This window comes from Agromyces cerinus (genome assembly GCF_016907835.1).
GTDB lineage: Bacteria > Actinomycetota > Actinomycetes > Actinomycetales > Microbacteriaceae > Agromyces > Agromyces nitratus.
The window spans coordinates 3,609,620-3,623,297 of sequence record NZ_JAFBCT010000001.1 but is presented as its reverse complement, the minus strand read 5'-3'; the positions used below and the strand labels follow the sequence as shown (position 1 = coordinate 3,623,297).

Sequence of the window (13,678 nt, the reverse complement as noted above, 5' to 3'; positions counted from 1 at the left end):
CGATCATGGATTCCGTCCTGAGCAGCGTCCGTTCGCCTGATTCCGAGAGCTCGAAGTGGAGCCGAACATGACCGACCAGCCCGCCGACGCCCCCGGCCTCTCCGACGCCACCGGCCTCACCGGCCGCACCGTGCTGATCGCCGGCGCGACGAGCGCCTCCGGCCGGGCGGTCGCCCGCGCACTGCTCGACGCCGGGGTCCGCGTGGTCGCCGTCGGCACCGACGACAGCCGCCTCGAGACGCTCGAGGCCGAGTTGCCGGGCGTCATCGGCGAGCGCGCCGATCTCACCGACGGCGACGACGTGCTCGAGCTCGCGATGCGCGTGCACGCGCGGGTCGGCGACCTCGACGGCGTCGTGCACCTCGTCGGGGGCTGGCGCGGCGGCGGCGGCATCGCCGGGCAGACCGAAGAGGACTACCGCGTGCTCGAACGTTCATTCACCGCACTCCGGTACGTCAGCCGCGCCTTCTGGGACGACCTCGTCGCCTCCCCCGCCGGCCGCATCGCGATCGTCTCGTCGACGACGGTCGAACGCCCCACCGCGGGCGGCGCGAACTACACCGCCGTCAAGGCGGCGAGCGAGTCGTGGATGCGCTCGCTCGCGCAGGGCTTCGGCAAGGCGGGCGACACCGCCGCGGCCGTCACCTTCCGCGTGCAGGCGCTCGCCGGCCTCGAGGAGCGGCTCGCCGCCGAAGTCGTCGAGCTCTGGGCTGCGGATGCCGCGGAGCTGAACGGGCGCGTCGAGACGCTGTCGGCCCAGGCCTGAGACCGACCCGCCGGCGCGGCGAGGTCAGCTACCGGGCGACGTCTCGGCGTCGGGCGTCTCGGCGTCGGGCGTCGCGGTCGGCGGAGGCGGCGGCGCCGCCGCGGGCGGCACGATCGGGTGCGACTGGTCTTCGCGAACGGCCTCGCCGAGGCATCCGTCGTTCTCACCGCCGTCGCCCTCGAGTGCGAGCCGCCATGCGGCCTCGCCGTCGGCGGTGAGCCCCTCGGGCATCGCCGGAGCCGTCGACGTCGGGTCGCGCGGTTCGGTGGTCCACCATTCCCACTCGCGGTACTCGTGGCCGGCCTCGACCATGCACTCGCGCACGAGCTGCTGGAAGCCGAGCCAGGCCTGCTGCTCCTCGGGCGTGGGCACCGGGTCGGCGATCGGCGGGTTCGTCGGGCCGGGCGTGGGCGTCGGCGCTGGAGTCGGACGCGGAGTCGCCCTCGGCGGCGACGTCGGGCTCGGCAGCGGAGCGTCGTCGGTGTCGGCGCCGTCGGCCGGGGCCTGCGCTTCGCTGCCCTGCGCCTCGCCTGCGTCGACGTCGAATGCGTCGGAGTCCGTTGCGACGGGGTGCGGCGAGCGCGCGTCGTAGAGCACCGGCGCCCCGGTTGTCGCGGCGGCGACGCCGATGAAGATCGAGCCGATGAAGAGGGCCGCGACGGCAGCACTGAAGAGGACGGTCTTCCGCATCGGGCACCTCCCGCCGCGATTCGGGAACGACCACTCGGCCGCTCGGGCGTGTCCGAGCCATGCTACACGCCCCCCGAACGGGGGACGAACCCGTGAAATCGGCCGATGAGCGGGAGAACTACCCGACCGGCGGCCCTGACTCCGTGATCTCCTCGGGGCTCTCAGGTGACTCGTCGGTCGCGACATCCGCCGGCGACCCCTGCCGGCGACTCAGCCACAGGAACGGCACGGCGAGCGCCTGGATGCCGCCGCTGACGAGCAGCGAGCCTGGGTACCCCCAGAGGTCGGCCGAGCGGCCGAGCACCGGCTGGATCACGGCGCCGCCCGTGCTGCCGAGCAGCGAGTCGAACGAGAGCACGGTCGCGCGCTGCTGCGACGGGATCATGTCGTTCAGGTACGCCTGCTGCACCGGCCCGGCGGCCGCGTCGACGAGCCCCCACACCGTGAGGAGCACCAGCGCGATCCAGAAGTTGCGGTTCACTCCCAGTGCGAGCAGCACGAGGCTCGACACGACGAGGCTCAGGATGATGGTCGTCGTGCGCTTGCGGAACCGCCGGCGCACCCACGGAGCCACGAGCCCGCCGATCACCTGCGACCCCGAGAGGATCGCCGCAGCGAGACCCGCGATCGAGTAGGCGCCCGTGTCGCCCCAGAGCTCGACGAGGTACGGCTGCAGCGCGTAGAAGACGTAGAAGCCGACGCCCGTCGTGAAGAACGACGCGAACATGACGTAGCGCACCGGGCGCCGCCCGAGCCCGTACTTCACCGAGGCGTTGAAGACCTCCTTCGTCGCGCGGATCGGGTGCGCGCGTCCGGCCGGCGTGAACCCGAGGTCGTGCATCACGATGGCCGCGACGACGAACATGACGATGAGGATGCCGGCGCGGATGAGGAACGGCACCCCGAGATTCGTCGCCTGCGCGACCACACCGCCCAGGATCGAGCCGATGAACATCGCCGCGCCCGCGAGCGCGAGCCCTCGCCCGAAGACCCGCTCGAGCCCGCCCGTGTAGCCGGTCGCGGCGAGCGCGTCGACGAGCCAGGCCTCGACGGCGCCCGAGAAGAAGGTGAAGCCGAGGCCGAGCAGCACCGAGACGATCGCCCACATCCAGAACGGCGAATGAGCCACCCAGAGCAGGTAGTACAGCACGGTCGTCACGGCGAGCGTGACGGTGCCGAGCAGGTACGAGACCCGCCGCCCGAGGGTGTCGGCGACGACCCCCGTCGGCACCTCGAAGATCACCATGCCCACCGAGAAGAAGGCGTTGGCGGCGAACGCCTCGAAGTTCGTGAGGCCGGCGTCGAGCAGGAAGAGCGTGTTGACGCCCCAGATGAAGGAGGCGGCGAGGGTGTTGCCGATGAGCAGCGTGAAGTACGCCGCCTGCACCCGGCGCGCAGCCGGGTTCGGTGCCGTCTCCTCACGCGTCGCGCGTTCGGCCATGCGACACATCTTGCTCGTTTCGAGCGCGCACCGCCACGGTCGGCGGCGCGGTGCTCGACGCGGCATCCGTCACCCCGCTACGCTCGCGGCATGATCCGCTTCCTCATCCGCACGCTGATCTCCCTCGTGACGGTCGCCATCGGCCTGCTCGTCGCCTCGTGGATCCTCCCGGACTTCCACATCGAGTGGGGCGGGTTCCTGATCGCGATCGTCGTCTTCACGATCGCACAGGCGGTGCTCGGCCCGTTCATCTTCAACGTCGCGCGGCAGCACGCTTCCGCGATCCTCGGCGGTATCGGGCTCGTCTCGACGTTCGTGGCGCTCCTGATCGCATCGCTGTTCCCGGGCGGCATCACGATCGACGGCTGGGTGACCTGGGTGCTCGCGACCCTCACCATCTGGATCATCACCGCGCTCGGCACCTGGCTCCTGCCCCTCATCTTCCTCAAGGAGAAGGCGAAGGGCGCCAAGGCCTGAGCCGCGGCATCCGCCGGGCCCAGACCTCGTGCGCGCAGTGAGCGCGCCGGCTCAGTGCATGTTGTCGTTGCCCGACTCGTGCACCGCCCTGCCCCAGCAGCCGGCATCCTCCCAGCGGTAGGCCGCGCCACCGGCGGCGTTGCCGTGGAGCGCGAGCGTCCACTCGGCCCGCTCGGCTTCCGTGAGGTCGAGTGGCTGGGCCTCCGACCCGTCGGGGTTCCACCACTCGAAGTAGAGGTACTCATGCCCGGCCTCGGCCATGCAGTCGCGTACGCGCTGCTGGAACTCGAGCCAGATCTCGCGCTCGGTCGCCGCTTCAGGGTCGACGGGCGTCTCGGGGGCGCCGAGCGGCTGCCCGGCGGCGCGCGCCTCGGCCTCGGCCTTGTCGCCCGCCTCGGCGCAGCCTCCGCCGGGGTTGTAGATGTCGGGCCCGTAGAGCGCCTTGGTCCAGAGGATCGTGGCCTCGTAGTCGAGTCCGGTCGGCTGCGGGCTGCCGCCGAGCCACCACTGCCACTCGAGGAAGTCGAAGCCGGCGTCGGCCATGCACTCGCGGATGACGACCTGCTTGCCGAGCCACTCCGAGCGGGCTTCGGGCGTCACGAACTGGTCGCTCAGCGGGTCGAGGTAGGGGTTGTAGTCGGCAGCGTTCGTATCGATGCCGGATGCGGCCGCGACCTGCGAGGTCTGGCCGGTTCCGGCGGGTGCGGCAAGCGCCGTCTGCTCGGGCCGTGGCTCGGCGCTGTCGTCGATCTCGGAGGAGACGGACTCGGCCTGGGCCTGCGGCTGGCCGGCGGTGTACGCGGCCGCGCCGAGCGCGACGACGGACGCCCCGCCGAGCACTGCGCCCGTGATCGCGGCGATCGCGGCGATGCGTTGCACGTTCATGCAATGGTTCCTTCCGGGTCGATCATGGGCGAGCGATGCACCCGCTCGGGTCGTGCGGCCCACAGGGCCTTGGCCGACGGCAGCCACCAGGCGGCCATCGAGACGAAGAAGAGCACCCCGGCGGCGGACAGCACGCGATTGATGAGGATCGCCTCGACGAGCGCCGAGGTGTAGAAGGTGCTGAGTGTGGTGCTCGTGGCGATGAGCGTGTACATGCCGAAGCGGAGCAGCACGTAGCTCGCGACGGCGAGCCAGAGGGCGCCGAGCCAACGCGCCTCGGGCACGAGCGTCAGAGCCGAGCCGATGAGGGCGAGACCGAGACCGACGACCCCCGCGGCCACGAGATCCCAGGCTCCGACCCACGAGCCGTCGAGCATCCCCGCGCCGACGCGCACGACGATGAGCACACCCCACGCGAGCAGCATCGCCGTCGCGACGTGCGCGAGCGCGGGCAGCACGAGGGGGAACGTGCCCCGTGGCGCCGTCAGCGAGGCGCCGCGAAGCCTGGCGACCCGCCACGCGAGGTCGGCGGGAACACCGCGGATCGCACGGCCGACGATCGAACGACCGGCACCGGCCGCATCGCCCGCTGCCGCACGCTCCTCGAAGACGTCGGACTCGAGTTCGGCGAGGCGGTCGGCGGCGACCTCCTCGGGCAGGTCGCGCGTGTACCAACGCCCCCACGCGAGCACGGCACGGTCGCTGCGGTGCAGGGCACGGTCGCCGCCGTGCATGGCGCGGTCGCGCGTATGAGCGGATGTCGCGAGCTCACGCTCCTCGAGCGCACCGTCGATGCGCTCGGCGGTCATGCGAAGGCCGCCTTCGCCGGGGCGGCGGCGACGACCCGCCGCGCCTCGAGCTCGGTGCGGTACGCGAGTTCGCCGGCACCCGTGACGCGATACAGGCGGCGTCGCGGGCGCCCCTCGGCCTCACCGATCGCGGCATCCTCCCAGACGGATTCGAGCAGACCCCGTTCACTCAGGCGGGCGAGCGCCTTGTAGAGCGTGCCGTGCGCGGTGAGCGCAGCGGCATCCGATCGCTCGGCGATGCGCTTCGCGAGCGCGAAGCCGTAGAACTCGCCGGCGTCTCCTTGGAGCTCCATGCCTGCGGCGAGGATGTCGACCTCGAGGTCGACGAGCCGTCCTTCGCGTCTGCGTGCCATGGGAAGAGAATAGGAAGATATCTTCCCCGTGGCAAGACCTCGCCCGATACTGAGCAGGATTCGGAATTCGGCGCCCCTCGGGTTAGCCTGCTCGTCACCATCCGCGAACCCGACGCGGATCCGTACCGGGAGCCCCCACCCATGCGCAAGCGCACCGTCGCGCTCATCGTCGTCGCCGCCGTCATCCTCGCCGTGCTCGGCGGGGTCTACTGGGCGGGTCGCCACCTCTTCTACGAACCCACCGCGAGGGGCGTCGACTCGATCGTCGCAGAGCTCGACGGCGAGCGCGTGCTCGGCGTCTTCGCCCACCCCGATGACGAGCAGACCGTCAACGGACTGTTCTTCCGCGCCCACCAGGGCGGCGCGTACACGGCGATGATCACGGCGACCCAGGGCGAGGCCGGGCATCAGACGCCCGTCGTCGCACGGCAGGAGGATCTCGGCGACATCCGCAAGGCCGAAGCACTGAAGAACAGCTTCAACCTCGGCGTCGACCGCCATGTCGTGTGGGACTACCCCGACGGCGGCGTGCCCGAGGCCGACGAAGACGAACTCGTCGCGCGCGTCGTCGCCGAGATGAAGCGGGTGCGCCCCGATGTCGTCGTCGGCTTCTGGCCCGAGAGTGGCGCCACCGGACACAAGGACCACATGCAGATGGGCCGGGTGACCGAACTCGCGATCGCCGAGCTCGAGGCGGCGGGCGGTTCGTATACCGGGCCGAAGCACCTCGTCTCCACGATCAGCCCCTCGGGCGCACTCTCGGTCTTCGGGGGCGAGGCCGGCGCGTTCGTCGTCGCCAACCAGCCGAAGCCCGAGTACGCGATGAGCGCCGAGGTCGCGAAGAAGCACGAGGGTTGGACGATCCACGCCTCGCAGTCGAATTACATGCAGGAGTCGTACATCCTGCCGACGTGGCTCATCTACATGCTCTGGGACCAGGAGTTCTACCACGTGCGCGATCTCGAGGCCGAGCCGCTCGGTTGAGCCGGAATCGCAGGCCCCGACGCCGGAACCGGCACGGCGTGCAGCGGGGTGCTGCATGTCGCGGCCGGGCGAATCACTCTCGCGTCTGAGCCCTGACCCATTCGTCGAACTCGGGGTCCTCACGCTGCGTGGGCATCACGTTCTCGAGCGCCGACGACAGGCTTGATTCACGAGCGCCGCTACGCCCGTCGTCCATTCGCAGCAGTGCCTCCGCCCGTGCAAAGTAGGCCTCGTGGTGGTTTCGCTTCACGTAGCCCATGTCGCCGCGTCGGAGCGACTCCATGATCCCCTCACGACTCAGGAGCGTGTCGAGCAGGGCCCAGCCCGCATCGTTCATGCGCTCCACCATGTCGGTGACCGCATCCGTGGCGGATGCCTGGTCGGTGACCACCCACCACGAGTCGACACCCTCTGGAGCGCCCGTCGGGTGCAGCCTGTCACGGTACATCCCCATCGAGTCCGTGATGGTCTTCGGCGTTCCCCGTCCGAACTGGTGTCGTCGCCAGCGCAACCACGGCTCTGGGGCAGCCGCGATGTTGACCACGCAGCGAAGGCTTTCGGACGTGCTCCCAGACGACGACTGGACGTTCACGACCACCCAGTCTCCGGCCGGATTCGACTTTCGCCACGTCGGAGCGGACCCCGTGTACCCATGGCGACGCGCGACGGGGCCGAGCACGTCACGAAGGGCTGTCTTCAGCGCATGTTGTGCAGTCACGAAGACACGATGGCACAGGGCAGAGCCACGCCGGAACGCCGCACAGAGCCATGGCCCCTCCCGCTTCCTTCGCTCCGCCACGATCGCCCCGCCGCCGCGCCCCGCCACCGCCGCGACCCGCTTCCTTCACCCCGCCACGATCGCCCCGCCGCCGCGCCCCGCCTCCTTCGCCCCACCACCTGTGGAGAACTCCCACCCGGCGGCTCCTGTGGAGGAGAAGTCGGTCGAAACAGCAGGTGAGCGGGCGTTTTATCGGTCGTTCGAATGTCGGTGGGTGGTGGCAGTGTGGTCGACATGGCAGGCATTCCCGAGGCGCTCGAGCAGGTACGCTCGGCGCTTCATGCCGCGCTCGATCTCGACCCACCGCGGGGGCTCGGTGATGACGAACTGCTCGTCGCAATGGGGGCGCTCGAAGGCGTCGGGCGGTTGCTCGACGCGCACCGTGCCACCTTCGCCGGTGAGGTCGCCGAACGCAGCCGGGTCGAACTCGGCGCCGGGCGCCTGTCGACGCGCAAGGGGTGCCGGTCTGCGGCCGAACTGATCGAACGGGTCACGCAGGTCTCGGGCACCGAGGCGCGCCGCAGAGTCTCGGTCGGTAGGGCGACCCTGGCCGATACCGGCCTGACCGGGCAGCCCGTGCCGGCGGCGCATCCGCACGTGGCCGCTGCACTCGTCGCAGGCTCGCTCGGCCTCGACGCGGCAGCGACGATCGTTCGGGAACTCGGTCGCACCCGCACCGTGGCCGACCCCACGCGACTCGCTGTCGCCGAGCGTGAGCTCGTCGACCAGGCGACCGGCACGGGTGACGCGGCACCGGTGCGTGCCAGCGCCGACGAGCTCGCCGTGCAGGCCCGCGCGTGGGCGGCCTTCCTCGATCAAGACGGCCCCGAACCCGACGACGAACGCGCCATGCGTCGGCGCGGGTTCCGCGTCGGGCGCGCACGCGACGGCCTCATCCCGATCACGGGCGAACTCCTCCCCGAAGTCGCCGCGAAGCTGAAGCGCCTCCTCGACGCACACCTCTCGCCCCGCAGCGGCGGCGGATTCCTCACCGACGCCGAGCATGCAGACCTCGCCGTGCAGGCCGAGACCCGCACCACCGAGCAGCAGCGCCACGACGTGCTCGCCGCGATCATCGACACCGCCGCCCGCTCCGGCGAACACCCGAGCATCGGCGGCGCCGCACCGACCGTGCTCGTCAGCGTCCGCGCCGCCGACCTCGAGGCCGGCTCCGGTGCAGGCCACGCCGACGGTGCCGAACTGCCGATCTCGCTCCGCGCGGTACGACACATGGTCTGCACCGGCGGCATCCAGACCGTCGTGTCCGACGACATGGGCCGCATCATCCGACTCGGCTCACCCGAACGCTGCTTCACGCCGCATCAGCGCCGCGCGATCACCCTCCGCGACGGCGGCTGCCTCATCCCCGGCTGCACCGTGCCCGCCGCGTGGTGCGAGATCCACCACGTGGTGCCCGACGCCTACGGCGGCCCCACCCATACCGACAACGGCGTGCTCCTGTGCTGGTTCCACCACCGCACGATCGACTCATCGGGGTGGGGCATCCGCATGCGACGCGGGGTGCCCGAGATCCGGCCACCCGGCTGGCTCGACCCAGGCGGCCGCTGGCGCGCGACGACCACCTCGCCCACTCGCATCGCCGACCGGCTCGAACTCGACCACGCACCACCCGAACGCAAGACGGCCTGACACGCGACCCGTGGCCGCGTGAACGATCAGGGTGTGATCAGAACCGGCGCGTGAACGGCGAGGGCTTCCGCATGCGCACGAGCAACACGATCGGAATCAGCACGTACGGCAGATTGAACGCCAGGAACTTCACGGGGTTCGTCGTCTGCCACTCGGGTTCGCCGAAGAACTCGACGCCGAACACGATGATGCCCGTGATGGTCGAGATCATCGTCGCGTAGATCACGCTCGGCAGCTGAATCCAGTTCCACCCGCGAATCAGCGAGATGACGAGCAGGATGTAGAACGGCATGTAGACGAACGCCGAGAGCCCGGTGACGATGCGCATCCACACCGGCGGCTCCATGAACAACGGGTCGGTGTCGCTCGCGTACCAGTAGTTCGAGTTCACGAAGAAGTTCGCCGACGGCTGCGAGATGTCGACGCCGAGGGTCGGCAGCATGTCGCTGATCAGGCTGGTGATCGTGAAGAGCGAGAAGACGACGATGAAGAACCAGTCGAACGGACGTTCACGCAGCGGCAGGTTCGGCACGGGCCCCGGTTCGGCGGTCATGGATCGAGAGCGTAGCGGCGAGCGCGGCATCCGCGCAGCGGCGACGGTGTGGCATGATGATTTCATCAATCCATAAACCCACGGAGATGCCGATGCTCTCGGACCCCAACCGCCCGCTGTACGAGGTGAAGGCCGGCCTCTTCAAGGGCCTCGCCCATCCGATCCGCATCCGCATCCTCGAGGTGCTCTCGACCGCGCCCGAGGCATCCGTCTCGGAGCTCATCGCGGCGACCTCGCTCGAGGCATCGCACCTGTCGCAGCACCTTGCGGTGCTCCGTCGCAATCGGCTCGTCGTGGCCGACCGACGCGGCAGCCTCGTCTACTACCGGCTGGCCTACCCCCAGGTCGCCGACCTGCTGCGCGTGGCTCGCGCGCTGCTCGGTGAGATCCTCGAGACCACCCAGCGCCAGCTCGTCGACCAGGGCGGGCTGCCCGAGATCCCGCCGGTGAGCGTGCCGGCATGAGTTCGACGCCGTCCGGCCTGCCCGCCACCGGGTCGACGACGGCCTCCGCGAGCCCGTGGCGACGGGCGGCGCGTCACCTGCGCAGCCTCGCGCCCGCGGCATCCGACTACCGCGACCTCCGCCGCACCTGGCGAGGCGATCTGGCCGCCGGCGTCACCGTGGGCATCGTCGCGTTGCCGCTCGCGCTCGCGTTCGGCGTGAGCTCCGGCGCCGGCGCCGAGAGCGGCCTCGTGACGGCGATCGTCGCCGGGTTCGTCGCCGCGGTGTTCGGCGGGTCGAATGTGCAGGTGTCCGGTCCGACCGGCGCCATGGTCGTCGTGCTCGGCCCCATCATCGCCGCGCACGGCGCGGGTGTGCTCGCGGTGGTCTGCCTGTTCGCGGGCCTCATCGTGCTCGCCGCCGGCGTCCTGCGCCTCGGCCGGGCGGTGACCTACATCCCGTGGCCGGTGATCGAGGGGTTCACGCTCGGCATCGCGGTGATCATCTTCCTGCAGCAGGTGCCCGCGGCGCTCGGCGTCGCCCCCGGACCCAGCCCGAACGCCGCGCTCGCCGCCGCCGAGGCGATCCCCACGGCCGCGTGGCCGGAGCTCGGATGGAGCCTCGGCATCGTCGCCGTGGTGGCGGCGATCATGCTCCTGGCGCCGCGCATCCATCCCCGCTTCCCCGGCTCGATCGTCGCGATCGTCGCGGTCAGTGCGATCGCGGCCGGCTTCGGTCTGCCGGTCGACACCATCGGGGAGCTGCCGGCCGGCCTTCCCGCGCCCACACTGCCGAGCGCCGACTGGACGACGCTCGCAGGCCTCGCCGGCCCGGCGTTCGCCGTCGCCGCCCTCGCTGCGATCGAATCGCTGCTGTCGGCGCGCGTCGCCGCCTCGATCTCCGACACCGGCGCGTACGACGCCGACCGCGAACTCGTCGGCCAGGGCCTCGCGTCCGTCGCTGCGGGCTTCTTCGGCGGCATGCCGGCGACCGGGGCGATCGCCCGCACCGCGGTGAACGTGCGCTCGGGCGGTCGCACCCGGCTGGCTGCGATCACCCACGCGGTGCTGCTGCTCCTCGTCGTCTCGTTCGGCGCGACGGTCGTCGCCGAGATACCGTTGGCTGCACTCGCCGGTGTGCTGATGGTCACGGCGTTCCGCATGATCTCGATCGCGACGGTGCGCACCATCGTCGGGTCGACCCGGGCCGACGCGATCGTCTTCGGCGTCACCGCGATCATCACGGTGAGCTTCGACCTCATCTACGCCGTGCTCATCGGCATCGCCGCCGCGGCGTTCTTCGCCCTGCGCGCACTCGCCCGCTCGAGCGGCGTGCACCGCGAGGAGTTGCCGGGCCCGGCAGAGCCCGGCGACGAACGCATCGCCCTGTTCCGACTCGAAGGGGCGCTCTTCTTCGGCGCCGCCGAGCGCATGCTCGAGCGCGTGGGCGACATCCGGGGCATCGAGGTCGTCATCATCCGGATGTCGCAGCTGCAGATCCTCGACGCCACCGGAGCACAGGTCATCACCGAGCTCATCACCGCGCTCGAACGGCGCGGCGTGACCGTGCTCGTCAAGGGCATCCAGTCGCGGCACCTGCGTCTCGCCGAGCGAGTGGGCGTGATCGCCTCGCTCCGGCACCAGAACCACCTCTTCGACGAGCTCGCCCCCGCGGTCGAGCACGCACGGAGTCACGTGCGTCGAGCGCCGCGCTGATTCTCCGTCGCATGGCGGATCCCGCCGCTCCTCCGCGTCGATAACGTGGACGGATGACCGAGAACACCGCTCCGCCCGTCGTCGAGGGCGTCGAGTGGGTCCGCCCGCGACCGGGCCGTCGCGCCATCCGCAACGACGTGATCCTCGCCCTGGTGCTCGCCGTCGGCACGGCCGCAACGGTGGTGCTCTACCGATTCGCGGGCTGGGGCAAGGGCGACGCGGAGGGTGATGGCGCCCCGTGGTGGGGTTCGGTGCTCTGGGTGGCAGCCATGACCCTGCCGCTCGCGGCACGCCGCCTGCAGCCCGAGATCGTGGCGCTCGTGGCATCCGTCACCTTCATCGTCGGCGGTGTCGTGCCCGTCGGCGACGCGCTCTTCAGCAACATCTGCCTGTTCGTCGCGATCTACACGGTCGGCGCGTGGAGTCGCAGCCGCCGCCGGGCGACGATCGTGCGCGGCGTCATCGTCGCCGGCATGTTCGGGTGGCTCTTCTGGGGCCTCGTCTACTACTCCGCCGTGCAGGACTACCTGCCCGACTTCTCCCGCGACGGAACGCTCTCGCCCTACCTCGCGTACGGCCTGATCAATGTGCTCACGAACCTGCTCTACTTCGGCGGCGCGTGGTACTTCGGCGACACCGCCTACCGCTCGGCGCGGTCGCGTGCCGAGCTCGAGCAGCGCACCGCCGAACTCGCGTCGGAGCGCGAGCGCACCCGTGCGCAAGCCGTCGCCATCGAACGGCTGCGCATCGCCCGCGAGCTGCACGACGTCGTCGCCCACCACGTCTCGGTCATCGGCGTGCAGGCGGGCGCCGCGCGACGCGTGCTCGCGAAGGACCCGGCCGCGGCGACCGCCGCGCTCTCCTCGATCGAGTCGAGCGCCCGCGATGCCGTCGACGAACTGCACGGGCTGCTCGGCACCCTCCGCGGCGATGCGGAGACGGGTGCGGTCCCGGTGCTCGACGACGCCCTCGGCCTGGCCGACGGCGAGCGCGAGCCGGCGACCACGAGCACCTCGACGCGGGGCATCGCGCGCCTCGACGAGCTCGTCACCGAGAGCGCGGCCGGCGGCCTGCCGACGACGCTCGCGATCGTCGGCGACCCGGTTCCGGTCTCCGCGGTCGTCGACCTCAGCGCCTACCGCATCGTGCAGGAGGCGCTCACGAACGTGCGCAAGCACGCGGGTGCCGCCGCGACGGCCGAGGTGCGCGTGCGTTGGGCCGACGCGTCCGTCGAGATCGAGGTGACCAACACCGGCCCCGTGCTGCGACCGACGAACGACACGGCAACGGATGCCTCGAGCCGCCGCCTCGGCCAGGTGGGCATGCGCGAGCGGGTCGCCGCGGCCGGCGGTCGCCTCGAACTCGGACCGCGATCGCGCGGCGGCTACCTCGTGCGCGCCGAGTTCCCGCTGCGCCGGGCCGAGGAGGTGCCCGCGTGAGCATCAGGGTGCTCGTGGTCGACGACCAGTCGCTCGTGCGCGGCGGGTTCCGCACGATCCTCGACTCCGAAGACGGCATCGAGGTCGTCGGCGAGGCCGCGAACGGCGAGGAGGCGATCGCCGCGGTCGCGGCACTCTCGCCCGACGTCGTCTGCATGGACGTGCAGATGCCGGGCATGGACGGACTCGAGGCCACTCGGCGCATCACCGCCGACGAGGCATCCGCTGCCGCCGTGCTCGTGCTCACGACCTTCAATCGCGAGGACTACCTGTTCGCCGCCCTCGAGGCGGGGGCGAGCGGGTTCCTGCTGAAGAACTCGAGTCCCGAGCAGCTCATCGAGGCGGTGCAGGTCGTCGCGCGCGGCGACGCGCTGCTGTCGCCGGATGTCACGCGGCGGGTGATCGAGGCCGTGGCGAGCCGGGCGAGTGCTGAGCCCGCTGCGCTCGCGCCGGCGGCCGATCACGAGCCGAAGCCGGCGCCCGAGCTCGAGACGCTCACCGACCGTGAGCGCGAGGTGCTCGAGCAGCTCGCCGCCGGCCTCTCGAACGCCGAGATCGCCGAGCGGCTCTGGGTCGGCGAGGCGACGGTGAAGACGCACGTGTCGAAGGTGCTCATGAAGCTCGGGCTGCGCGACCGCGTGCACGCCGTCGTGTACGCCTACGAGCGCGGGGTCGTGCGGGCCCAGCGCTGATCG

General features: G+C 71.1%; 15 protein-coding genes. 8 read left to right on the top strand and 7 right to left on the bottom strand.

Annotated elements, in window-relative coordinates:
- The first annotated feature begins 67 nt into the window (after positions 1-67).
- Positions 68-766 carry an SDR family NAD(P)-dependent oxidoreductase gene (locus JOE59_RS16935; RefSeq protein WP_204462555.1) on the top strand — a complete coding sequence of 233 codons (699 nt, stop codon included), beginning with the start codon at positions 68-70 and terminating at the stop codon, positions 764-766.
- Between the two features lie 24 nt (positions 767-790).
- On the opposite strand, the gene JOE59_RS16930 is transcribed toward JOE59_RS16935, so the two are convergent.
- Both JOE59_RS16930 and JOE59_RS16925 read right to left on the bottom strand, forming a co-directional pair.
- Positions 791-1,456, bottom strand: coding sequence for a hypothetical protein (locus JOE59_RS16930; protein ID WP_204462553.1), 666 nt, complete (start codon positions 1,454-1,456; stop codon positions 791-793).
- 118 nt (positions 1,457-1,574) lie between these two features.
- The gene (locus JOE59_RS16925) at positions 1,575-2,897 is read right to left on the bottom strand and encodes an MFS transporter (RefSeq protein WP_204462552.1); all 1,323 of its coding nucleotides are present in this window, start codon (positions 2,895-2,897) and stop codon (positions 1,575-1,577) included.
- A gap of 90 nt (positions 2,898-2,987) precedes the next feature.
- On the opposite strand from JOE59_RS16925, the gene JOE59_RS16920 reads away from it, so the two are divergent.
- Positions 2,988-3,374: a phage holin family protein gene (locus JOE59_RS16920; RefSeq protein ID WP_204462550.1), complete on the top strand. Its 387-nt coding sequence runs from the start codon at positions 2,988-2,990 to the stop codon at positions 3,372-3,374.
- A gap of 51 nt (positions 3,375-3,425) precedes the next feature.
- Here JOE59_RS16920 and JOE59_RS16915 read toward each other — a convergent pair whose 3' ends face one another.
- Genes JOE59_RS16915 through JOE59_RS16905 form a run of 3 tightly spaced genes read right to left on the bottom strand, consistent with a single transcriptional unit; the run spans position 3,426 to position 5,421 of the window.
- The gene (locus JOE59_RS16915; protein ID WP_204462548.1) at positions 3,426-4,259 is read right to left on the bottom strand and encodes a hypothetical protein; all 834 of its coding nucleotides are present in this window, start codon (positions 4,257-4,259) and stop codon (positions 3,426-3,428) included.
- Positions 4,256-5,068, bottom strand: coding sequence for a hypothetical protein (locus JOE59_RS16910; protein ID WP_204462546.1), 813 nt, complete (start codon positions 5,066-5,068; stop codon positions 4,256-4,258). The genes JOE59_RS16915 and JOE59_RS16910 overlap by 4 nt, the downstream gene beginning before the upstream one ends.
- The gene (locus tag JOE59_RS16905; RefSeq protein ID WP_204462544.1) at positions 5,065-5,421 is read right to left on the bottom strand and encodes a PadR family transcriptional regulator; all 357 of its coding nucleotides are present in this window, start codon (positions 5,419-5,421) and stop codon (positions 5,065-5,067) included. The genes JOE59_RS16910 and JOE59_RS16905 overlap by 4 nt, the downstream gene beginning before the upstream one ends.
- Positions 5,422-5,562: 141 nt before the next feature.
- On the opposite strand from JOE59_RS16905, the gene JOE59_RS16900 reads away from it, so the two are divergent.
- Positions 5,563-6,405 (top strand): PIG-L deacetylase family protein, encoded by an 843-nt coding sequence (locus JOE59_RS16900; protein WP_204462541.1) that lies wholly within the window; start codon positions 5,563-5,565, stop codon positions 6,403-6,405.
- A gap of 73 nt (positions 6,406-6,478) precedes the next feature.
- Here the strand turns inward: JOE59_RS16900 and JOE59_RS16895 are convergent, their stop codons facing one another.
- Positions 6,479-7,084: a DUF4304 domain-containing protein gene (locus JOE59_RS16895; RefSeq protein ID WP_307837137.1), complete on the bottom strand. Its 606-nt coding sequence runs from the start codon at positions 7,082-7,084 to the stop codon at positions 6,479-6,481.
- A gap of 333 nt (positions 7,085-7,417) precedes the next feature.
- Here JOE59_RS16895 and JOE59_RS16890 point away from each other — a divergent pair, with 333 nt between their 5' ends.
- Positions 7,418-8,833: an HNH endonuclease signature motif containing protein gene (locus JOE59_RS16890; RefSeq protein ID WP_204462537.1), complete on the top strand. Its 1,416-nt coding sequence runs from the start codon at positions 7,418-7,420 to the stop codon at positions 8,831-8,833.
- A 37-nt stretch (positions 8,834-8,870) separates the two neighbouring features.
- Here JOE59_RS16890 and JOE59_RS16885 read toward each other — a convergent pair whose 3' ends face one another.
- Positions 8,871-9,386, bottom strand: a complete 516-nt coding sequence (locus JOE59_RS16885; RefSeq protein ID WP_204462535.1) for an EXPERA domain-containing protein — start codon at positions 9,384-9,386, stop codon at positions 8,871-8,873.
- 92 nt (positions 9,387-9,478) lie between these two features.
- Between JOE59_RS16885 and JOE59_RS16880 the strand changes: the two genes are divergently transcribed.
- Genes JOE59_RS16880 through JOE59_RS16865 form a run of 4 tightly spaced genes read left to right on the top strand, consistent with a single transcriptional unit; the run spans position 9,479 to position 13,675 of the window.
- Positions 9,479-9,850: an ArsR/SmtB family transcription factor gene (locus JOE59_RS16880; protein WP_074260238.1), complete on the top strand. Its 372-nt coding sequence runs from the start codon at positions 9,479-9,481 to the stop codon at positions 9,848-9,850.
- Positions 9,847-11,544, top strand: a complete 1,698-nt coding sequence (locus JOE59_RS16875) for a SulP family inorganic anion transporter (protein ID WP_204462533.1) — start codon at positions 9,847-9,849, stop codon at positions 11,542-11,544. The genes JOE59_RS16880 and JOE59_RS16875 overlap by 4 nt, the downstream gene beginning before the upstream one ends.
- 53 nt (positions 11,545-11,597) lie before the next feature.
- Positions 11,598-12,983 carry a sensor histidine kinase gene (locus tag JOE59_RS16870; protein WP_204462531.1) on the top strand — a complete coding sequence of 462 codons (1,386 nt, stop codon included), beginning with the start codon at positions 11,598-11,600 and terminating at the stop codon, positions 12,981-12,983.
- Positions 12,980-13,675: a response regulator gene (locus JOE59_RS16865; protein ID WP_204462529.1), complete on the top strand. Its 696-nt coding sequence runs from the start codon at positions 12,980-12,982 to the stop codon at positions 13,673-13,675. Before JOE59_RS16870 ends, JOE59_RS16865 begins: the two co-directional genes overlap by 4 nt.
- The last annotated feature ends 3 nt before the right edge of the window (positions 13,676-13,678 follow it).